The sequence below is a fragment of the Amycolatopsis sp. NPDC104863 genome (assembly GCF_055582965.1).
Genome location: NZ_JBVJOW010000002.1, coordinates 279,258 through 299,402 on the forward strand (window position 1 = coordinate 279,258; position 20,145 = coordinate 299,402).

Annotated in this window: 23 protein-coding genes; 14 read left to right on the forward strand and 9 right to left on the reverse strand. The window is 70.9% G+C overall.

Going from position 1 to position 20,145, the window contains the following annotated elements:
- The first annotated feature begins 11 nt into the window (after positions 1–11).
- Together ACZ63J_RS10620 and ACZ63J_RS10625 are read left to right on the forward strand one after the other, a co-directional pair.
- On the forward strand, positions 12–614 hold the full coding sequence (locus ACZ63J_RS10620) for a TetR/AcrR family transcriptional regulator (RefSeq protein WP_465404087.1): 603 nt from the start codon (positions 12–14) through the stop codon (positions 612–614).
- A gap of 135 nt (positions 615–749) precedes the next feature.
- On the forward strand, positions 750–1,649 hold the full coding sequence (locus tag ACZ63J_RS10625; RefSeq protein ID WP_465404089.1) for a LysR family transcriptional regulator: 900 nt from the start codon (positions 750–752) through the stop codon (positions 1,647–1,649).
- Here the strand turns inward: ACZ63J_RS10625 and ACZ63J_RS10630 are convergent.
- Positions 1,606–2,472 carry a transglutaminase domain-containing protein gene (locus ACZ63J_RS10630; RefSeq protein ID WP_465404091.1) on the reverse strand — a complete coding sequence of 289 codons (867 nt, stop codon included), beginning with the start codon at positions 2,470–2,472 and terminating at the stop codon, positions 1,606–1,608. The two genes, ACZ63J_RS10625 and ACZ63J_RS10630, sit on opposite strands and share 44 nt — an antisense overlap.
- A gap of 21 nt (positions 2,473–2,493) precedes the next feature.
- A complete protein-coding gene (locus tag ACZ63J_RS10635) occupies positions 2,494–3,492 on the reverse strand; it encodes a GlxA family transcriptional regulator (protein WP_465404093.1) in 999 nt (332 codons plus the stop codon).
- A 71-nt stretch (positions 3,493–3,563) separates the two neighbouring features.
- Here ACZ63J_RS10635 and ACZ63J_RS10640 point away from each other — a divergent pair, with 71 nt between their 5' ends.
- On the forward strand, positions 3,564–4,340 hold the full coding sequence (locus ACZ63J_RS10640) for an NAD(P)H-dependent oxidoreductase (RefSeq protein WP_465404248.1): 777 nt from the start codon (positions 3,564–3,566) through the stop codon (positions 4,338–4,340).
- A 445-nt stretch (positions 4,341–4,785) separates the two neighbouring features.
- Here ACZ63J_RS10640 and ACZ63J_RS10645 read toward each other — a convergent pair whose 3' ends face one another.
- Both ACZ63J_RS10645 and ACZ63J_RS10650 read right to left on the reverse strand, forming a co-directional pair.
- Positions 4,786–5,535 carry an SDR family NAD(P)-dependent oxidoreductase gene (locus ACZ63J_RS10645; RefSeq protein ID WP_465404095.1) on the reverse strand — a complete coding sequence of 250 codons (750 nt, stop codon included), beginning with the start codon at positions 5,533–5,535 and terminating at the stop codon, positions 4,786–4,788.
- Positions 5,532–6,383 (reverse strand): NAD(P)-dependent oxidoreductase, encoded by an 852-nt coding sequence (locus ACZ63J_RS10650; protein ID WP_465404097.1) that lies wholly within the window; start codon positions 6,381–6,383, stop codon positions 5,532–5,534. Before ACZ63J_RS10650 ends, ACZ63J_RS10645 begins: the two co-directional genes overlap by 4 nt.
- A gap of 83 nt (positions 6,384–6,466) precedes the next feature.
- On the opposite strand from ACZ63J_RS10650, the gene ACZ63J_RS10655 reads away from it, so the two are divergent.
- Positions 6,467–6,826 carry a winged helix-turn-helix transcriptional regulator gene (locus tag ACZ63J_RS10655; protein WP_465309143.1) on the forward strand — a complete coding sequence of 120 codons (360 nt, stop codon included), beginning with the start codon at positions 6,467–6,469 and terminating at the stop codon, positions 6,824–6,826.
- Here ACZ63J_RS10655 and ACZ63J_RS10660 read toward each other — a convergent pair.
- On the reverse strand, positions 6,798–7,988 hold the full coding sequence (locus tag ACZ63J_RS10660; protein ID WP_465404099.1) for an FAD-dependent monooxygenase: 1,191 nt from the start codon (positions 7,986–7,988) through the stop codon (positions 6,798–6,800). The two genes, ACZ63J_RS10655 and ACZ63J_RS10660, sit on opposite strands and share 29 nt — an antisense overlap.
- A 73-nt stretch (positions 7,989–8,061) precedes the next feature.
- On the opposite strand from ACZ63J_RS10660, the gene ACZ63J_RS10665 reads away from it, so the two are divergent.
- Positions 8,062–8,628, forward strand: a complete 567-nt coding sequence (locus tag ACZ63J_RS10665) for a TetR/AcrR family transcriptional regulator (RefSeq protein ID WP_465404101.1) — start codon at positions 8,062–8,064, stop codon at positions 8,626–8,628.
- On the opposite strand, the gene ACZ63J_RS10670 is transcribed toward ACZ63J_RS10665, so the two are convergent.
- Positions 8,625–9,182, reverse strand: a complete 558-nt coding sequence (locus tag ACZ63J_RS10670) for a flavodoxin family protein (RefSeq protein ID WP_465404103.1) — start codon at positions 9,180–9,182, stop codon at positions 8,625–8,627. The two genes, ACZ63J_RS10665 and ACZ63J_RS10670, sit on opposite strands and share 4 nt — an antisense overlap.
- A 77-nt stretch (positions 9,183–9,259) precedes the next feature.
- Here ACZ63J_RS10670 and ACZ63J_RS10675 point away from each other — a divergent pair, with 77 nt between their 5' ends.
- The 5 genes from ACZ63J_RS10675 to ACZ63J_RS10695 are packed head-to-tail and all read left to right on the forward strand — an operon-like array spanning position 9,260 to position 13,545.
- A complete protein-coding gene (locus tag ACZ63J_RS10675; protein WP_465309135.1) occupies positions 9,260–9,676 on the forward strand; it encodes a MarR family winged helix-turn-helix transcriptional regulator in 417 nt (138 codons plus the stop codon).
- Between the two features lie 56 nt (positions 9,677–9,732).
- Positions 9,733–10,524 carry an SRPBCC family protein gene (locus ACZ63J_RS10680; RefSeq protein WP_465404105.1) on the forward strand — a complete coding sequence of 264 codons (792 nt, stop codon included), beginning with the start codon at positions 9,733–9,735 and terminating at the stop codon, positions 10,522–10,524.
- 34 nt (positions 10,525–10,558) lie between these two features.
- Positions 10,559–11,662 carry a sensor histidine kinase gene (locus ACZ63J_RS10685; RefSeq protein ID WP_465404107.1) on the forward strand — a complete coding sequence of 368 codons (1,104 nt, stop codon included), beginning with the start codon at positions 10,559–10,561 and terminating at the stop codon, positions 11,660–11,662.
- Complete coding sequence (locus ACZ63J_RS10690) at positions 11,659–12,300, forward strand: response regulator (RefSeq protein ID WP_465404109.1); 642 nt, start codon at positions 11,659–11,661, stop codon at positions 12,298–12,300. Before ACZ63J_RS10685 ends, ACZ63J_RS10690 begins: the two co-directional genes overlap by 4 nt.
- Positions 12,301–12,339: 39 nt before the next feature.
- Positions 12,340–13,545, forward strand: a complete 1,206-nt coding sequence (locus ACZ63J_RS10695; RefSeq protein ID WP_465404111.1) for an FAD-dependent monooxygenase — start codon at positions 12,340–12,342, stop codon at positions 13,543–13,545.
- Position 13,546: 1 nt separating this feature from the next.
- On the opposite strand, the gene ACZ63J_RS10700 is transcribed toward ACZ63J_RS10695, so the two are convergent.
- Entirely contained in the window at positions 13,547–14,332 is a 786-nt protein-coding gene (locus ACZ63J_RS10700) for a GNAT family N-acetyltransferase (protein ID WP_465404113.1), read from the reverse strand.
- A gap of 55 nt (positions 14,333–14,387) precedes the next feature.
- On the opposite strand from ACZ63J_RS10700, the gene ACZ63J_RS10705 reads away from it, so the two are divergent.
- Together ACZ63J_RS10705 and ACZ63J_RS10710 are read left to right on the forward strand one after the other, a co-directional pair.
- Positions 14,388–16,028: an acyl-CoA carboxylase subunit beta gene (locus tag ACZ63J_RS10705; RefSeq protein ID WP_465404115.1), complete on the forward strand. Its 1,641-nt coding sequence runs from the start codon at positions 14,388–14,390 to the stop codon at positions 16,026–16,028.
- Positions 16,025–16,249: an acyl-CoA carboxylase subunit epsilon gene (locus tag ACZ63J_RS10710; RefSeq protein WP_465335762.1), complete on the forward strand. Its 225-nt coding sequence runs from the start codon at positions 16,025–16,027 to the stop codon at positions 16,247–16,249. Before ACZ63J_RS10705 ends, ACZ63J_RS10710 begins: the two co-directional genes overlap by 4 nt.
- Here the strand turns inward: ACZ63J_RS10710 and ACZ63J_RS10715 are convergent.
- Together ACZ63J_RS10715 and ACZ63J_RS10720 are read right to left on the reverse strand one after the other, a co-directional pair.
- Positions 16,246–16,704: a MarR family winged helix-turn-helix transcriptional regulator gene (locus tag ACZ63J_RS10715; protein WP_465404117.1), complete on the reverse strand. Its 459-nt coding sequence runs from the start codon at positions 16,702–16,704 to the stop codon at positions 16,246–16,248. The two genes, ACZ63J_RS10710 and ACZ63J_RS10715, sit on opposite strands and share 4 nt — an antisense overlap.
- A 9-nt stretch (positions 16,705–16,713) precedes the next feature.
- Complete coding sequence (locus ACZ63J_RS10720; protein ID WP_465404119.1) at positions 16,714–17,607, reverse strand: LLM class flavin-dependent oxidoreductase; 894 nt, start codon at positions 17,605–17,607, stop codon at positions 16,714–16,716.
- 230 nt (positions 17,608–17,837) lie between these two features.
- Here ACZ63J_RS10720 and ACZ63J_RS10725 point away from each other — a divergent pair, with 230 nt between their 5' ends.
- Both ACZ63J_RS10725 and ACZ63J_RS10730 read left to right on the forward strand, forming a co-directional pair.
- Positions 17,838–18,464: a PadR family transcriptional regulator gene (locus ACZ63J_RS10725; protein ID WP_465404121.1), complete on the forward strand. Its 627-nt coding sequence runs from the start codon at positions 17,838–17,840 to the stop codon at positions 18,462–18,464.
- On the forward strand, positions 18,445–20,061 hold the full coding sequence (locus ACZ63J_RS10730) for a DHA2 family efflux MFS transporter permease subunit (protein WP_465404123.1): 1,617 nt from the start codon (positions 18,445–18,447) through the stop codon (positions 20,059–20,061). Before ACZ63J_RS10725 ends, ACZ63J_RS10730 begins: the two co-directional genes overlap by 20 nt.
- Positions 20,062–20,145: the final 84 nt, after the last annotated feature.

The window sequence follows — 20,145 nt, forward strand, 5'->3', positions numbered from 1 at the left end:
CGATGGCGGCGATGTCACCGAGGAAAGCCGCAGCCCAGCGGGACGGCCAGTCCCTGTACGACCTCCTGGTCGAAGCCTGCGAGAAGCTGATCGCCGAGAACGGCACGGCGAACCTCACCGTGCGCGGGATCGCGCGCACGGCGGGCGTCGCCGACGGGGTGCTCTACAACCACTTCTCCGGCAAGGAGGAGCTGATCGCCTACGCGCTGCTGAAGTACGTGCGCCACACGGAAAAGACGCTGGGCGAGCTCCCGACACCCGGCGAAGGCACGGTGGCCGGCAACCTCCGCCGTCACCTGGAGTTCGGCCTGACGCTGCACCGGGCGATCGTCCCGGCGTTCAGCGGCCTGGTCGGGCAGCCGACCGTGCTGGAGCAGTTCGCGGCGATCAGCGAGAACTCGGGCGACTGGCGCGACCGCCTGCTGGCCTACCTCGAAGCGGAGCGGGCCCTGGGCCGCCTCCGCCCGGAGTCCGAAGTGGACGCCTCGGCGGCGCTGCTGGTCGGCTACTGCCACAACTCGGTGATGGCGGCGGTCTTCCCGCACACGAGCCCGCTCGACCCGCCGAGCCCGGAGTCGGTGGTCGAAGCCGTGCTCCACGGCATCGCTCCCTAGCCCCGTCGGTCTCGCACCCGCACCCGTACCACCCGTCGACGCGGTCCGTCCTCTGTAGAGCAGTCGACTTGAATCCCGTCATTCGCGACCTGGGAAGGGAAAGACCGATGGACGCTGCCGCGATACCGTTGCGGTATGGACGATGTCGAGGTCCGTGAGCTGCGGTACTTCCGCGCGGTAGCCGAGGAGCTGAACTTCTCCCGGGCCGCCGAGCGGCTCGGGATGGCGCAGCCACCGCTGTCGCGCGCGATCCGGCTGCTGGAGCGGCGGCTCGGGGTCCTGCTGTTCGAACGCACCAGCCGGCACGTGTCCCTCACGCCGGCCGGGAACGTCCTGTTCGCGGAGTCGGCGAAGGCGCTCGACGCCGTCACCGCGGCGGTCCGGCGCACCCGCCGGGCGGCGCAGGACGCGCCGCCGCTCGTGGTCACCGCCAAACCCGGGGTCGCCACCGAACTGCTGCGGCGGATCGCCGACGGCTACCCGGACCGGGTCGAGATCCGCATCAGCGGGTTCGGCGAGCAGGCGGAGATGGTGCGGGACGGCCGCGCGGACGTGGCGGTGGTCGGCGGCCCGGCCGACAACGACGGCCTGGACGTCGAGGTGCTCTTCAGCGAGCCGCGGGTCGCCGCGCTGCCCTCGGGGCACGAGCTGGCCGGGCGGGCCGCGCTGGCCTGCGCGGACTTCGCCGGGCGGCCGACGCCGTGGTGGCCGGACGCGTCCGCCGCGGACCGGGCGTACTGGTCCGGGCAGGACGTGACCGGTGGCGCGGTCACGCCGGGGCCGGTGGTGCACAACAGCGAGCAGATGCTGGAGACCGTCGCGCTCGGGCAGGCGATCGCCTTGCTTCCGGTGTCGGTGGCCGAGCAGCGGGTACGGGCCGACGTCGTCTACCGGCCGGTCGTGGACGCGACGCCGTACTCGCTCGTCCTGGTGTGGCCGACCGACGCGCGGGACCCGCGGATCGCGCGGTTCGTGCGGACGGCCGTCGAGGTCAGCGAAGCACCACCTCGACCGGGAGCTGTCCCGGCGGGGTGACCGAGCGGATCACCGGCGGCACCCGGACGTCGTCGGCCTCGAACGCCACCCGCAGCTGCTCGACGTCGGCGTCGGCCATCAGCTCGGCCAGCTCGTCGGCGCGGGCGAGGGTCGCCGGGGCGAGCGTCGCGTCCTCCGTGAGACCGCCCCAGAGGTCCCACAGGATCATCTCGTGCTTGTTGAGCGCGGCGAGGTCGAGCACGAGGTTGTGCCACGCGTACGGCAGCCCGCGCAGGAAGGGCACGTCCAGGTCCGGGGAGACGACCAGCCGGTCCGGGTCGACGTCGCCGGAGCGGGCCGCGGTCCACGCGTCGGCGCCGGTCAGGAAGCGGTCGCGGGGCACGTCGAGGAGGTCGAACTCGCCGAACCCGGCCGGGAACTGCGGTTCGACGAGGTGCCACTCGACGCCGTCGTGGACCTCGGCGACCACGTGGTCGAGGTGCCAGCCCGGCACGAGGTAGTTCGCGAACCCGACGCGGGCGCGGGCCGAGAATCCGTGGTGCCGCGCCATCGAGACGAACAGGAGGGTGAAGTCACGACAGCAGCCGACGATCCGCTGCAGCGGCTGACGCGGGCCGCCCGGCGGCGCCGGGTCGAGCTCGCGCAGGCGGGCGAACATGTCCGAGGCGTAGCGCAGGTTGATCTCTTCGCGCCGCGCCGACGGGAAGCCGTGCTCGGCGATGTCCCCCTGCGCCCAGTAGTGGAACACCAGCTCGGACGCTGCGAGGCGCAGGGCCGCGAGGTCGTCCGGCGTGCCGTCGAGCCAGGACGACTGCGCTCCCGGGTCGGTGAACCGGCTGTGGCTGACGTAGAAGTCGTCCATGGCCGACCACGCTAGCCGGATTCAGCCCGCCTGCGTCGCCAGTTCTCCGCGGAACGTCGAGCGGTAGGCGCTCGGTGACACCCCGAGGGCCACCTGGAAGTGCTGGCGCAGCGACGCCGCCGTGCCGAACCCGGCTTCGGTGGCGACGCGGTCGACCGGCAGGTCCGACTCCTCGAGGAGCTGGCGGGCGCGCTCGATCCGTTGCTGCGTCAGCCATTGCAGCGCCGAGATGCCGACCTCCTCGCGGAAGCGGCGGGTGAACGTCCGGGTGCTCATCGCCTCGCGGGCGGCGAGCTCGCGCAGGGTGAGCGGCCGGTGCAGGTTCTCCAGGGCCCAGGCGCGCGCCTCCTTGGTGGAGGACGTGCGGGGTTCGGGCACCGGCCGGCGGACGAACTGGGCCTGGCCGCCTTCACGGTGCGGCGACACCACCGTGCCGCGGGCGACTTCGTTGGCGACCGCCGTGCCGTGGTCGCGGCGGATCATGTGCAGCACCAGGTCGATGCCCGAAGCGACCCCCGCGGAAGTAAGGACGTTGCCCTCGTCGGTGTAGAGCACGCACGGGTCGACGTCGACCTCGGGGAACCGGTCCTGCAGCTCCTCGGCGGAGCGCCAGTGGGTGGTCGCGCGCCGGCCGTCGAGCAGGCCGGCGGCGGCGAGCACAAACGCGCCGGTGCAGATCGACGCGATCCGGGCGTCCGCCGGGATGCGCTCCAGGGCCGCGGCCAGCGGCGGGGTGAGCACCCGCGCCATCGGCTCGTACTCGGCCGAGGACGCCGGGACGATCACCGTGTCGGCCTCGGCCAAGACCTCGGGACCGCGGTCGATGGGGATGGTGAAGTCGGTGTCGGTGCGCACCGGGCCCGGCTCGAGGGTGCAGGTCACCACCTCGTACAGGGGCTCGCCCGAGGCCGAGCGAGCCTGCCCGAACAGCCGGTGGACGATGCCCAGTTCCATCACGAGCAGACCGTGCCGAACCAGCACGGCGACGTGGTGACGCGTGGGGTGCGCAAATTCGGCCATGGCTCGATTCTTGCACATGTTGGCTATCAGGCCACTCGATCGACCGAGGAGATCGAGTGACCATCGAGGTCATGAACGTGTTGTGGGTTTTTGCGCATCCCGAGCCCCGCTCACTGAGCGGCGCCCTCCGCGACGACGGGCTCCGGACGCTCCACGAGCTCGGTCACGAGGTCCGGGAGTCGGACCTGTACGCGATGAAGTGGAACCCAGTGGTCGACGCAGCCGACTTCGGCGCCGAAGCCGGCGACGAGCGCCTGGTGGTCGGAGCAACATCGGCGCGGGCGCACGCACGGGGCGAGCTGAGCCCGGACATCGTGGCGGAGCAGGAAAAGCTCGACTGGGCGGACGCGCTCGTCGTGCAGTTCCCGCTGTGGTGGTACGGCCTGCCGGCGATCCTGAAGGGCTGGTTCGACCGCGTCTTCGTAAAGGGTTTCGCCTACGGCATCCGAGCAGAAGACGGCCGAACATTGCGCTACGGCGAAGGCCGCCTCACGGGCAAGCGCGCAATGGCGGTCCTCACCGCGGGCGCCCGCGAACCGGCGATGGGCCCGCGCGGGGTGAACGGCGCCCTGAACGAGGTCCTGTTCCCGCTCCACCACGGAACGCTGTTCTACGCGGGAATGACGGTCCTACCCCCACTCGCGGTCTATGGCGCCGACCGAGTGTCCGACAACCACTTCACCGAGGCGCGCGAACTACTGCGGAAACGCCTGGAAGCACTGGAAACCACAGAGCCAATCCCCTTCCGCACCCAGAACGGCGGCGACTACGACGAGGAACTGGTCCTCCGCCCGGACCGCGCGCCCGGAGTGACGGGCTTGGCCGCGCACCTCACCCAGGCAGGGTGACGCACCGGCCCAGCCACGTCTCGCGGGCCTCTGCCCACAGCGCCTCGCCTCGCAGCCCGCCGCCCAACCACGCCACAAGGCCTGCACTCAACCGCGCTACCCGGCCAGCCGCGCCGCCTCTCGCGGCCGCCTTCCACCCCGCGCCACGCCATCCAAGCCGCCACCCACTCCGCGCCACATCTCGCGGCCCGCCGCACACCCGCGCCACACGACCCACCGCCCAACCGCGCCACACGACCCGCCGCCAACCGCGCTACGCGGCCAGCCATCCAGCCGCGCCGGCGCGCCACCACCCGCGCCACGCCATCCGGGCCACCGCCGAGCCGCGCCACCCGGCCCGCCGCACCACCCGGCCCGCCGCACCACCGGGCCTGCAGCAGCGCCCGATGCAGCTCCTCGCCGTGGCCTCAGCGGCAAGGCCGCCGACCAGCGGCCCACCCGACCCTCAGGCGGGCAACGTCAGCCGCTGCCCCAACCCTCCGTCCACCGGAAGATCCGCTCCCGTCGTAAACGTCGCCTCAAAAGCCAAAAACAACACCGCCGCCGCCACTTCCTCCGGGGTCGCATGCCGCTTCAGCGGGGTCACCACATCACCCGTGTCCTTGAACGCCGCCAGCACCTCCGACGGCACCCCCGTCACCCCCATCGTCGGGGTGTCCGTGTAACCCGGGCTGACCACGTTCACCCGGATCCCCCGCGGCGCCAGCTCGGCCGCATACGTCCGGGCGAACGACCGAACCGCCGCCTTCGCCGCGGAATACGGCCCCATCCCGGCGATCCCGGCCTCCGCCGCCACCGAGGTCGTGAACACGAACGATCCCCCCGTCCGCACCAGCCCCGCCAACCGCTGCGCCGTGAAATACGCGCCCCTGGTGTTGACCGCGAACGTCCGGTCGTAGATCTCCGGTGTCGTCTCCGCGAACGGGGTCAGCGTTGCGAACCCGACGTTGACGAACACCAGATCCAGCTCACCAAGCGTCTCCGCCGCCACCGCACCCAGCTCGTCGACGTCCGCAAGAGACGCAGCGTCCGACGACAGCATGTGCGCCTTTCCCGGCAGCTTCCCCTCCAGCGACGAGACGTCGCGGCCGGTCAGGAGCACCTCGGCCCCGCCGTCGAGGAGGGACTTCACCACCGCCAGCCCCATTCCGTGGGTGCCGCCCGTGACCACCGCCTTCTTGCCCAGGTACTTCACCGGATCTCCTCGATGACACTCGCGATCGCGTGCGCGCCGTGGCCCGATGCCACCGCGCGGTCGAACAGCTCCCGCAGGGCGGCCGGGACCGTGACACCGATCCCCTGCGCCCGGCTCGTCTCCACCAGCAAACCGAGCCCGGCCGCGTTGATGTCCAGTGCGGAGACGTCGGTCTCGTACTCGCCGCTGGCCACCTGCGCGCCGATGCCGGGCAGGAACCCTCCCACCGCCGAGAGCCAGCCCAGCGCCATCGGCGTGAACTTCTCCGGTGTGACCCCCTCGGTGCCGACCAGCGCGAGCGCGTGCAGGTAGCCGCCCATCGTCGACCACATGATTCCCAGCAACGCCAGGTCGTACAGTGCCGCCAGTCCGGCGTCCTCGCCGAGGAACACCGGCTCTCCCAGTACTTCCAGCACGTCCCGCCCCGCCGTGAACGCCGCTTCGGAACCGCTGTAAAGAACCCGCGCGCCCGCGGTGCCGATGCCCTGGGGCACGGCCATGATCACGCCGTCCACGTAGTCGATTCCCTGCGAAGACGCCCATTTCGCCGTCTCGCGAGCTTCTTCCGGCGTCCCGGACGTGAGGTTGACGAGCAGTTTCGGCTCGGCCGCCGCCAGCACCGGCCGTTGGACGTCGTATGTGGACAGACAGCTGATCACGACGTCCGCCGAGGCCGCTTCCGCCGGGGTGGCCGCCAGCCGTGCTCCCCGGTCGAGCAGCGGGCCCGCCTTGAGCGGCGACCGGTTCCACACCACGACGTCGTGGCCCGCCCCCAGCAGGGCTCCCGCGAGCGCGGCGCCCATCCGGCCCAGGCCGAGCACGCCCACCTGTTTTGTGCTTTCTCCCATGGGTTCCATGCTGCTGACGCGCTTTACAATGGACAAGTACCGACTAATAAGTCGGGTACTCACCAAAAGGTAAGGATCGGCGCATGCTGGCGAGAACCTACCGCTGCGGACTGGACGCGGCCATCGACGTGGTCGGCGGCCGCTGGAAGGCCCTGATCCTGTGGGCGCTGCACGCCGAGCCGCTGCGGTTCGGCGAGCTGAAGCGGAAGGTCGCAGGCATCAGCGAGAAGATGCTGATCCAGGCTCTGCGGGAGCTCGAGGCGGACGAGATCGTGCACCGCGAGGTGTTCCGGGAGGTCCCGCCGAAGGTCGAGTACTCGCTGACCGGCCTGGGTCAGCGGCTGAACACCGCGTTGCTGCCCCTGGGCGACTGGGGCGAGGAGAACATGGCGGGCATCGCGAGCCGCCGGGGTGTCACGCCGGCGCCGCCGCATAGCGCTTGAGCTTGATCGTGTTGCCCGCCTTGAGCGGCAGCTCCTCGATCAGCTTGCGCCACGGCAGGTACGGCAGCAGCTTGTAGTTGAGGTTGCGCATGCGGATCCACGCGCGGGTCGGCGGGACGAACCACTTCCCGTTGCCCTCGGCCAGCTTCTGGCACGCGGCGACGAGCTCGCGCATCTCCTCCTGGTACGCGCCGAACGCGCTCCGGTGGTCACCGCCGGCCGCAGCGAGCTCGCCGGCCAGCACGTACGCGCCGACGATCGCGAGGCTCGTCCCCATGCCCGAAAGCGGTGCGGCGCAGTACGCCGCGTCGCCGACCAGCACGACCCGGCCGTTCGAATACCTGTCGAGCTTGATCTGGCTGGCCGAGTCGAAGTAGAAGTCCGGCGCCTCGCACATCGCCTTGAGCAGCGTCGACGTCTCCCAGCCGACATCGGCGAAGCGCTCTTCGACGATCCGGCGCTGCTGCTCGACGTCGCGGTGGTCGTAGCCGAGCGGGTCCGAGCCGAACCAGAACAACGCCTTGGCCTCGGTGTTGTCCCGCGCGCTGTACACGCCGACCGTGCGGTTCGGCTCGTTGTAGAAGCGGCCGACGTGGTCGAGGCCGAGGTGGTTCGGCACGGTGAAGATCGAGACGTAGTACCCGAGGTCGCGCCGGTACCAGGACTCGTCGCCGAAGACGAGCGAGCGGACGTTCGAGTGCAGCCCGTCGGCGCCGACGACGAGGTCGAACTCGCGCGGCTCGCCGTGTTCGAAGGTGACCGTGACACCGTCGCGGTGCTCGGTGATTCCGGTGATCGAGTCGCCGAAGACGTACTCGACGTCGTCCGCGGTCGCCTCGTGCAGGATGCGTGAGAGGTCGCCGCGCAGGATCTCCAGTTCACCGCTCTGGAACGTCGACGGCGTGACCACCAGCGTCCGGTCGTCGCCGTCCACATAGGACACGTCGCCCATCCGCGTCGCCGCCGCTTCGACCCGGTCGAGCAGGCCCATCCGGTCGAGGACGTCGAGGGACGCGCCGCGGAAGTCGACCGCGTAGCCGCCATCACGCAGCCGGGGCGCGCGTTCGACGACCGTCGGCGTGAAGCCGTGGTGGCGGAGCCAGAAGGCCAGGGCGGGGCCGGCGACGCTGGCGCCGGAGATGAGGACTCGTCTGTTCTGCATGCCGAGAACCATAACCGCGATTTGGGCGATCGCGCAAGGCGTTCGCCTAAGACGATCGTGCTAGGCTCTCGGCATGGGCAACAAGGAAGCACTGCTGGCGGGCGCGAAGCGCTGCCTGAACGAGAAGGGGTACGCCCGCACGACGGTGCGCGACCTGGCCTCGGCGGCGGACGTCAGCATGGCCGCGATCGGGTACCACTTCGGCTCGCGGGAGGCGCTGCTCAACGCCGCGCTGATCGAGGCGAACGAGGAGTGGGGCGAGACGCTGGCCGGAGTCCTGCAGGCCGAGACCCCCGCGGACGCGTCACCGGCCGAGCGCTTCGAGCTGATCTGGCAGCGCGTCATCGAGTCGTTCGAGGCGCACCGCCGGATGTGGGCGATGACCTTCGAGGCCTGCTCGCAGCCGGATCTCGACGAGAAGGTCCGGGCCCAGCTGGCGAACGCCTTCGAGCTGGCCCGCTTCGGCCTGGCGAACCTCTTCCAGGGCCTCGACGACGGCGGCGCCGAGGCCCGGGCCGCCGGCACGGTGCACCAGGCCCTGCTCTCGGGCGTGATGCTCCAGTGGCTGGTCGACCCGGACCACGCCCCCTCGGGCGCCGACCTGGTCCGCGGCCTGCGCCTGATCGCGGCGGACGCCTAAGCGGTCACGAGAGCCTTGCTGAAGAACGTCTCCGCCGCCGTCATCGCGTCGGCGTCCAGCAGGACGTCACCGGGGCGGCTTCCGTTGCCCAGCAACACTCCTCCCCAGTTCATGCTCAGGTACTCGGCACACAGCTCCAGCGTGCCGATCAGCGGCTGGGCTTCCCGCGCCGTCTCGCTCAGGACGCTCACGCCCCACAGCGACTTGCCGCACATCCTCGGCTTGAACTCGACCGGCAGGCGCATCCAGCCGGACCAGTAGTCCAGGTAGAGCTTCACGCTCGCCGCGACCGAGTACCAGTACACCGGCGACACGATCACGATGTCCGTCGCCGCGAAGGTGGCGTCCATCAGCAGCTGCTCGTTCGGCCCCGGCTCCGGGTGCTCGCCGGCGCCGTGGCGGCGGTCTTCGAACGGCGGCAGCGGCAGCTCGGGCAGCCGCAGCCACCGCTGCTCCGCGTCGGCGGGCAGCTCCTTCGCCGCTCGCCGGGCCAGCATCTCCGTGTTCCCGCCGGCCCGCGCCGCGCCGACCAGGAAGAGGAAGTTCCGCGTCATGAGAGTCCCCTCAGTTACTTGCATGTACATATAAAGACTGTCCCTACAGCTATCCTGATGTCAAGAGGAGGCCGCACATGACCGTCGACGAACAGGCGTGGGGACGCGTTCTCGTCCTGCATGCCCGCATCGAGCAGGAGCTCGGCAAGGCGCTGCACCGCCGCCACGGGCTCGGCCTGTCCGAGTACCGCGCGCTCGGCAAGCTGGTCGAAGGCCCGCGCGGCGGCCTGCGGATGCAGGAGCTCGCCGAGGCGATCGGGCTCAACCAGAGCTCGGTCAGCCGGATGTGCGCGCGCCTCGAAGACGCCGGCCTGACCATCCGCGACCTGTGCGAAGACGACCGTCGCGGCGTCTACTCGGTGATCACCGACGCCGGCCGCAAGCGCTACGCCGAGACCGAGCCGACGTACTGCTCGGTGCTGCGGACCGCGCTCGACAAGGCCGCGGGCGACCCCGAGCTCACCGCCGCGGTCGCCGCCGTCCGCGGCGCTTGACCCGAATATGCCACGGTGGTTATATACGGGCACAGGCACCCTGACAGGAGGACGCCGTGCCCGCGAAGCTGCTGACCGCCGACGATCGCCCCGTGCTCAGGCTGGAACGCCGTCTCGAGCACCCGCCCGAGAAGGTGTGGCACGCCCTCACCGACCCGGCCGAGCTGGCGCATTGGTTCCCCGCGCAGGTGGACGTCGACCTGCGCGCGGGCGGCGCCATCCGGTTCACCTTCCCCGGTGAGGACGACACGACGACCGGCCGGGTCGTCACGGTCGACCCGCCGCGCGAGTTCACCTTCGTCTGGAACGACGACACCCTGCGCTGGCTGGTGTCCCCGGACGGCGACGGCAGTCTCCTGGAGTTCACGCACACCTTCGGCCGCGGCGACCCCGCGATCGCGAAGCTCGCGGCGGGCCGCAACGCCGCCGGCTGGGACGTCTGCCTCAACGCCCTCGACGCGCGGCTGTCCGGCCGCTCCTTCACCCAGCCCGGCCAGTGGCACGACCGGATGGCGTCCTACGTGACGGAGTTCGGCCTCGACACGGGCGAAGTCCTGCCGGACGGCACCATCCGCTTCCGCCGCGACCTGATCTGGAAGCCCGTCGATGAGGTCCGGGCGCTGCTGCCCGGCGAACCCGGCTGGCACGTGCTCCAGGACCCGCTCGACGGCACGCGCGTCGAGCTCACCGAAGCCGCCGAGGCCGACGTCCCCGCGCAGCTGGCCAGGCGGCACGAACAGCTCGACAAGCTCTTCGCCGCGACCCACGGCGTCGACCTGCCGGACTGGACGCCCGACCGTGTCGAGTACGTGAAGAAGCAGTACGCGGAGCGTCCGACCCAGGGTTGACGCTTCCACCGCGCGGCCGCATTACGTTCGGTCCATGCGAATCCGCGTGGCACTCGACGTGCTGGCCGCGCTCGTGCTGGGGATCGGCGCGGGCGGCAACCTCGCCGCGGGCGCGTGGACGCTCCCGGTGTGGCTGCCCGCCTGGCTCGGCTGGACGATCCTGCTGACGAGCGTCCTCCCGATCGTGCTCCGGCGGTGGTGGCCGCTCGGCAGCTACGTGCTCAGCCTCGTGCTGGCCGCGGCCGCCGTCCCCATCGGCGGCCCGGTCTTCGGCGTCGCCGTGGTCGGCGCCGGGTGTGCGCTCTACGTCGTGGTGGTCCGGCTGAACCGCCGGTTCGGCCAGATCGGCCTCGCGGTCGGCATGATCGAGCTGGGCGTGCTGGCCCTGGTCGTGTCGAACCCGAGCGCGGCCACGACGGTGAACTTCAGCGTGTCGGCGCTGGTGGTCGGGTTCGTGCTCGGCATCACCGTCCGCACCCGCCGCGAGTACGCCGTGATCGAACGGGAAAACCATGCCCGCCAAGCAGTTTCGGCCGAACGGCTGCGGATCGCGCGGGAGATGCACGACGTCGTCGCGCACAGCATGAGCCTGATCGCGGTGAAGGCGGCGGTCGGCAACCACGTCGCCCTCGAGCAGCCGGACCAGGCGCGGGACGCGTTGCGCGTCATCGAAGACACCAGCCGCGAGACGCTCGCCGAGCTGCGGCGGATGCTGGGGGTGTTGCGCGACGGCACCGGCGTCCCGGCTTTGGCTCCCGCCCCGACACTCGACGACCTGCGTGCGCTCGCCGAACGCGCGCAGGTCGCGGGCCCGGCCGTCGACCTCGTCGTCGACGGTCTCGACGAGCTGCCGAACGGTGTCGGCCAGTCCGTGTACCGGATCGTGCAGGAGGCACTGACCAATGTGGTCAAACACGCGGGCGCGACGACGTGCCGCATCCACGTCACCGGCGGCAACGGCGAGGTGAGCATCGAGGTGCTCGACAACGGCCGCGGCGGCGTCGCGACCCCGGGCCACGGCCTGATCGGCATGCGCGAACGCGTCGCCGTCTACGGCGGCGAGTTCAGCGCGGGCCCGTCCGACCACGGCTTCCGCGTTTTCGCGCAGCTCCCCTACGAAACGGCGGTGGCCCGATGACCCGCGTCCTGATCGCCGACGACCAGGCGTTGCTGCGCGGCAGTTTCCGCGTGCTGGTGGACAGCGCGCCCGGCCTGAGCGTGGTCGGCGAGGCGTCCGACGGGGTCGAGGCGGTCGCGCTGACCCGGCGCGAGAAGCCGGACGTCGTGCTCATGGACGTCCGGATGCCGGAGATGGACGGCATCGAGGCGACCCGCCGGATCTGCGCCGAGACCGACGTCCGGGTGCTGATGCTGACGACGTTCGACCTCGACGAGTACGTCTACGCGGCCCTGCGCGCGGGCGCGAGCGGCTTCCTGCTGAAGGACACTCGCCCGGCGGACCTGCTGGCGGCGATCGAAGTGGTGGCCTCCGGCGACGCGCTGCTCGCGCCGTCGGTGACCCGGCGGCTGGTGGCGGAGTTCGCGCGGCTGCCGGCCGGGCCGGTGACCCGGTTGGACGGCGTGACCGCGCGCGAACAGGAGGTGCTGACGCTGATCGCGCGCGGGTTCTCGAACGACGAGATCGCCGCGCGCCTGCACCTGGGCATCGCGACGGTGAAGACCCACATCGGCCGCCTGCTGCACAAGCTCGCGGCACGCGACCGGGCCCAGCTCGTGATCACGGCGTACGAGTCGGGGCTGGTCCGCCCGGGCTGAGGCTCAGGACGGCTACGGTGGGTTCGAGGGAGGTACACCTTGAGTCGCAGCATCCTCGTTTCCGGCGCCAGTATCGCCGGACCCACCCTGGCCTCGTGGCTTTCGCTGGCGGGCTGGGACGTGACCGTCGTCGAGCGCTTCGACCACGTGCGCGAGCAGGGCCAGAACATCGACGTCCGCGGGGTCGGGCGTCAGGTCATCCGCCGGATGGGCCTGGAGGACGCCGTGCGCGCCGCGCACACCGGGGAGACCGGCACGGAGTTCGTCGACGAGCACGGCCGCGCGATCGCCACCTTCGCGGGCGGCACCGACGACACGTCCGGCGGCACCGCCGAGCTGGAGATCCTCCGCGGCCAGTTCGCCAAGATCCTCTACGAGCACTCCAGGAACGACGCCGAGTACGTCTTCGGGGACCAGATCACCGCCCTGCACGACGACGGCTCCGGCGTGGACGTCGAGTTCCAGCACGGCGCGAGCCGGCGTTTCGACGCCGTCGTCCTCGCCGAAGGCCTCCGCTCACGCAGCCGAGCGCTGGTCATGCCCGACGCCCGGATCGACGAACTGGGCCTCTACAGCGCCTTCCTCGCCATCCCGCGCACCGGCGACGACACCGACCGCTGGCGCGTGCTGGCATGCGGGCGAGGGCGGACCCTCTCCCTGCGCCCGGACAACCTCGGCACCACCCAGGCGTCGTTGGGCTTCATCTCCGACGTGCGCGGCCTGGACCGGCTCGGCCGCGACGACGTTGTCGCGGTCCTGCGGGCGACCTTCTCCGACGTCGGCTGGGCGGCTCCGCGCGTGCTCGCCGAGCTGGACAACGGTTCCCTGTACTTCGAGGACGTCGGGCAGGCGAAGCTCGGCGCCTGGAGCCGCGGCCGGGTCGCGCTGCTCGGCGACGCCGCGTACTGCGCGTCCCCGATCAGCGGCATGGGCACCACGCTGGCCCTGGCCGGCGCCTACGTCCTGGCCGGGGAGCTCGCCGGTCACGACGATCCGCGCGACGCCTTCGCCCGCTACGAACAGGTGCTGCGGCCGCTGGTCACGAAGGCGCAGCAGCTCCCGCCGGGGGCGCCGCAGATCGCCCACCCCCGCTCCCGCCTGCAGCTCACCGCGTTCCGGACGGCGGTGCGCGTGGCCGCGTCACCGGTGCTCGGCCGGGTGTCGGGGCTGGCCGGCAAGTTCATGTCACCACCGGCCGAGGCGATCACGCTGCCGGAGTACCCGATCCCGGCGGCCGCCGGGTAGGTCAGCCCACCGCCCGGGTGAACGGCGCGAACCTCCGTGCCGGGTCACCCGGGAGCGTGCGGCCGCCGAGGACCAGCCGGGGCGCGAGGGCGCCCGGGACCAGCCCGCGTTCGCGGATCCACGCGGTCAGCGCCGGGAACCGGAAGTCGGGGTCCACCCGTACTTCGCCGGACGCCGACCGCGCCACCCCGCGGATCAGCGCCTTCGCCTGCTCCTCTGTCTCCGCGACCACCGGGCCGATCACAGTCACGTGCCCGATGTCCACGCCGAACGCAAAACCGCCCGCCACGACGAACGGCGTCCCCAGCCGCTCCAGCAGCGGCCGCCGGTCCACGCCCTGAGCACGCAGGTCCAGCGGGAAGACGTCCGGTAACGAACCCGGCGAAGCTCCCGGCCCGCCGTCGTCGGCGAAGGTGCCGACGTGGCCCTGGCAGCCGCCGTCGAGGACAAAGCCCATCGACTCGTACAGCGGCTGCCCGGACTTCGACGCGTGGAGCCAGACCACCCGGTCGCCTGCCGCCGCAAGCGCTTGCGTCGTGATCGCGCGGCCCAGGCCCTGGCGCTCGTAGCGGGGCGCGACCAGCACCATCGAGATCGACGCCACCGCGCCGAAGGACACCAGGGCGGCCGAGGCGGCCAGGCCGTCGCCGTCCGGCGCGTCGATCCCGAACACCTGCCCGATGTCCTGCAGCATCGCCCACTTCGGCGGCTCGCGCGGCCACGACCGGGATTCCGCCAGGTCGGAGCAGGCGGGCAGGTCCGCGGGGGTCAGCAACCGGATCTCCATGGACGTTGCCTACGCCACACGCGAAGTGACCGGCAAGTAGCTAAGCTCCCGTGGCATGAGCAGTGCGACGGAGCCGCTCGGGACGCCGCCCGAGGACGAACCGGACATCCACACCACGGCCGGCAAGCTGGCCGACCTGTACCGCCGGTACGACGAGGCGGTGCACGCGGGCTCGGCCCGCGCGGTGGAGAAGCAGCACGCCAAGGGCAAGAAAACCGCGCGCGAACGGATCGAGCTGCTGCTCGACGAAGGCTCGTTCGTGGAGCTCGACGAGCTGGCCCGGCACCGCTCGACCAACTTCGGGCTGGAGAAGAACCGCCCGTACGGCGACGGCGTCGTCACCGGCTACGGCAGCATCGACGGCCGCCCGGTCTGCGTGTTCAGCCAGGACGTGACGGTGTTCGGCGGCGCGCTCGGCGAGGTGTACGGCGAGAAGATCGTCAAGGTGATGGACCTGGCGATCAAGACCGGCCGGCCGATCATCGGCATCAACGAAGGCGGCGGCGCGCGCATCCAGGAGGGTGTCGTCTCGCTCGGCCTGTACGGCGAGATCTTCAACCGCAACGTCAAGGCGTCCGGCGTGATCCCGCAGATCTCGCTGATCATGGGCGCGAACGCGGGCGGGCACGTCTACTCCCCCGCGCTGACCGACTTCGTGGTGATGGTCGACGAGACGTCGCAGATGTTCATCACCGGTCCGGACGTCGTCAAGACGGTCACCGGCGAGGACGTCACCTTCGAGGAGCTCGGCGGCGGCCGCACCCACAACACGAAGTCCGGCGTCGCGCACTACCTCGGCTCCGACGACGAAGACGCGATCGCCTACGTCAAGGAGCTGCTCTCCTACCTGCCGCAGAACAACCTGTCGGACGCGCCGGTGTTCGAGCAATCCAACACAGCCGCAATCGGGTTCTTCGACGACGTCACGGACGCCGACCGCGAGCTGGACACGATCATCCCGGACTCGCCGAACACGCCGTACGACATGCACGAGGTCATCACGCGTGTGGTCGACGACGGCGAGTTCCTCGAGGTCCACGAGCTGTTCGCGCCGAACATCATCGTCGGCTTCGGCCGCGTCGACGGCCAGAGTGTCGGCGTTGTGGCGAACCAGCCGACGCAGTTCGCCGGCTGCCTCGACATCGACGCGTCCGAGAAGGCCGCGCGGTTCGTGCGCACCTGCGACGCGTTCAACATCCCGGTGGTCACCTTCGTCGACGTCCCGGGGTTCCTCCCGGGCACCGACCAGGAGTGGAACGGCATCATCCGCCGCGGCGCGAAGCTGATCTACGCCTACGCCGAGGCGACCGTCCCGCTGGTCACGATCATCACGCGCAAGGCCTACGGCGGCGCGTACGACGTCATGGGTTCGAAGCACCTCGGCGCCGACATCAACCTCGCCTGGCCGACCGCGCAGGTCGCGGTGATGGGCGCACAGGGCGCGGCGAACATCGTGCACCGCAAGACATTGGCGAACGCCGCTTCCGAAGGCCGCGACGTCGACGCGCTGCGCGCCGAGCTGATCCAGGAGTACGAGGACACGCTCCTGAACCCGTACGCGGCGGCCGAGCGCGGTTACGTCGACTCGGTGATCGTGCCGGCGCACACACGCGGGCACGTCGCGCGGGCGTTGTCGTTGCTGCGCAACAAACGTGAGGCGCTGCCGCCCAAGAAGCACGGGAACATCCCGCTGTGAGCGAGGAGCGCAAGCCCCTGCTGCGGGTGGTCCGCGGGAACCCGAGCGACGCCGAGCTGGCGGCGCTGACGGCGGTCGTCGCCGCGGCGGCTTCGGCTCCGGCGTCCTCGGAGAAGCCGAAGCCGCGTACGTCCTGGTGGGGCGACCACGCGACCGCGCTGCGGAAGCCGCTTCACCACGGCGAAGGTGCTTGGCGCGCTTCGGGTTTGCCCGGCTCCTAGCGCGAAAGGGCGTCGAGGAACACGGTGGGGACCTCGTTCTCGCGGACGACCGTCCCGAGCAGCGCGGCCAGCCGGTCGCGGTCTTCGGTGCCCAGGCTCGCGGCCAAGTCGTCCACGCGGCGGCACGTCGCCGCGTAGAAGTCCTCCGCCAGGACGCGACCTTCGGGGGTAAGCACGACACGCACGGCGCGGCGGTCGGCCGGGTCGGGTTCGCGGCGGACGAGCTCCCGCCGGACCGCGCGGTCGACGAGCCCGGTGAGGCTGGACTTCTCCAGGCCGAGCGTCGCGCCGAGGTCGCCCATGCCGTAGGGCCGGCCCATCAGCACGCACAGCAGCTGACCCTGCTGCACGGTGAGCCCGTACTCACGGGCCGACTCGGCGTAGACGGCGTTCACCAGGAACGACGCCCGCACGAGCCCGGCCACCACGCCGAGGTCCTCCCCGCGTTTCCCCATCACACCAGCCTACTTCGCGACGGCCTCCCGCACGGCGGGCGCGATCTCCTCGGCCCACCGGGCGGCGGCGGTCTCGTCGGGAGTGCTGCCACCGGGGCCGAAGAGCACGAACCCGGATGCGCCGTGCTCCAGCACCGCGCCGGTCAGCTCCTCGATCCACTGGTCCGGTGAGCCGCCGATCCAGCGCCCGTCGTCGGCGCGGGTCTTCGCGAGCGGCTTTTCGCTGATCCGCCCGGGGAAGTTGTAAACGGTGACAACGTCGGCGGGCCCGCGTCCGGCGGCGGCCGCGGCTTCGTCGATCACCGGCCGGGAGGTGCGATAGCGCTCGCTGAGCCAGTCGGCGGCGCGGCCGGGCATCCACCCGTCGGCCACCCGCCCGGTGACGGCGAGGGATTTCGGCCCGACGGACCCGGTCCACACGGGCGGCACGTTTTCCTCGGCCGGCTCCAGGTTCGTGACCTGGTAGAACTCGCCGTCGAAGGTGACCGGCCCACCGCCCCCGCCGAGCAGCTTCACCAGCCGGATCCCCTCCTCGAACGCCCGCACGGCCGCCCCGGGCGTCAGCTTGGCGACGCCGAGCCGGGCGATGTCGTCCCAGAGCCCGCCGACGCCCATGCCGAGCACGATCCGCCCGCCGCTCAGCGCGGACAAGGACGTGACGGTCCTGGCGAGCATCGGCGCGTGGCGCGTGGGCAGGTTGGTGACGCTGACCAGGCCGGAAACCCGTTCGGTGCGCCCGAGCAGAACGCCGATCTCGGCATAGGCGTCGAGCCGGTCGGCGTAGTAGGGGTGATCGGAGACGGTGACGAGGTCGAGCCCGGCCCGATCGACCTGGACGGCGAGCCGCAGGGTCTTTTCAACGGCGGCAACGGCCGTTGACACCCCGATCCCGAAGTGCACCATGATTCCTCCCAGTTTTAGTTCGCTCTACGAACTGACTATACATAGTTCTTAGCACGAACTACTAAGACTAAGCGTTCCGAGAGAAGCCATCGGAGCCCCGACACCGGATCATGGAAGCTTCCAGACCGTGTACGCACGGTCACAGAACTGGCCGTGGACTCCCGCATAGTCTGCGCCGTATAGTCCACGTGGAATAAACGACCTGGAGTCATCCGGAGGGACCAACGATCATGGCCTCGGCCAAGCTGACCCCACTCGGCATCGCGGTGCTGGAGCTGCTCCACGAGAAGCCCATGCACCCGTACGAGATGGCCCAGCTCATGCGGGAGCGGTACGTCAGCACGCGGGTCAACGTGAAGGCGGGCTCGCTCTACCACACCGTCGAACGCCTGCACCGGGACGGCTTTGTCGAGGTCGTCGACACGCAGCGTGACGGACGGCGGCCCGAACGGACCGTCTACGGCATGACCCAGGCGGGCCTGGATGCGTTCAACCAGCGCGGCCGCGAACTGCTCGGCGACCTCGTCGAGGAGTTCCCCGCCTACCTGTCCGGGCTCGCCGTGATCGACGAACTGGGGCGCGAAACCTCGTTGATCGAGCTCGACCACCGGGTCACGCGGCTGCGCGCCGCGGTGGCCGCCGACCAGGCCGTGCTGCAGCGGCTGGTCGAAGACGCGACGCCGCCGATCTACTGGCTCGACTGGCGCTTCAAGTGCGACCAGCGGAAGTTCGAGCTCGAGTGGACCGAGCGGCTCGTCGACGACCTCGCGTCCGGGCGGATCCCGTTCCAGGACTGCGAACAACCCAGGCTCACGCTCATCACCAAGGAAGACGACGATGAACGCAAGACAAGCTAACCCGTGGGCCGCGCTGGGCGCGCTGTGCCTCGGCTTCTTCATGATCCTGCTCGACACGACCATCGTGTCGATCGCGATCCCGACCATGCTGCGCGAGCTGAACGCCGGACTGAACTCGGTCGTCTGGGTGATCAGCGTCTACCTGCTCACCTACGCCGTGCCGATGCTGTTCACCAGCCGCCTCGGTGACCGCTTCGGCCCGAAGCGCGTGTTCCTCGCCGGGCTGGTCGTGTTCACCGGCGCGTCGCTGTGGTGCGGCCTGTCCGGCAACGTCGAGATGCTGATCGCCGCGCGTGCGGTGCAGGGGCTCGGCGCCGCGCTGATGACGCCGCAGACGCTGGCGTTCATCACGCACCTGTTCCCGCCGGCCAAGCGCGGCCCGGCGATGGGCATGTGGGGCGGTGTCGCCGGCCTGGCGACCATCGCCGGCCCGCTGCTCGGCGGGGTGCTGGTGGACCACCTCGGCTGGGAATGGATCTTCTACGTCAACGTGCCGATCGGCGTGATCGCCATCGTGCTGACGCTGATGCTGGTGCCGGACTGGCAGCCCAAGCACTCGCATTCCTTCGACCTGCTGGGGATCCTGCTCTCCAGCGCGGCCCTGTTCTGCATCGTGTTCGGCGTCCAGAACGGCCAGCAGTACGACTGGGGCACGGTCTGGGGCGGCATCACCGTCTTCGAGATCATCGGCGCCGGCGTGGTGCTGCTGCTGGCTTTCCTGGCGTGGCAACGGTTCAACAAGCGTGAGCCGCTGCTGCCGCTGCAGGTGTTCTCGAACCGGAACTTCTCGGCCGGGACGCTCACCGCGACCACGGTCGGCTTCGCGATGACCGGCATGTTCCTGCCGCTGGTGATCTACATCCAGTCGGTGCTCGGGCTGACCCCGACCATGGCCGGCCTGCTGACCGCGCCGATGTCGCTGCTGTCCGGGATCATCGCGCCGTTCGTCGGGCGCGCGTCGGACAAGGTCAACGGCAAGTACCTGGTGATGTTCGGCCTCGCCTCGCTCGCCGCGGGGCTGGGTGTCATCGCGCTGCAGGCGTCGCCGACGAGCAGCCCGTGGAGCTTCATCCCGGCGCTGCTGCTGTGCGGGCTCGGCATCGGCTGCATCTTCTCGCCGATGAGCAACATGACGATGGGCTCGGTCGAGCCGCGGCTGGCCGGGACGGCGTCGGGCATCTTCAACACCTCGCGCCAGGTGGGCGGCGTGCTGGGTTCGGCGGCGATCGGCGTGCTGCTGCAGGCGCGCGTGACGGCGTCGATCACGGACGAAGCAGCGAAGGCGGCCACGCAGCTGCCGGAGCAGTACCGGGCGCCGTTCGCGGAGGGCATCGCGAAGGCGGCCGCGAGCACGGGTGAGTTCGGCTCCTCGGGCGGTCCGTCGCCGATGCCGGGGCTGCCGGCGGAGATCGCGGCCCAGGCGGGGAAGCTGGCCTCGGACGCGGTCCACAGTGGACTCACCGACGCAGCCCGCGTGACGATGCTGCTGCCGATGGTGGTGCTGTTGCTGGGAATCGTCTCGGCCGCGGTGATGCGGCAGGTCAAACCGCGCTGGGAGACCCCGGCGCCGGCCGCGCCCGAGACCGCCACGGCCTGAAAACCGGGCAGGCCTGTCGTTCCGGTGTCGGGTGGCCGGAGCGACAGGCCCGCACGGACCGCGGGAGCGGTGGTCCGGTTGTCA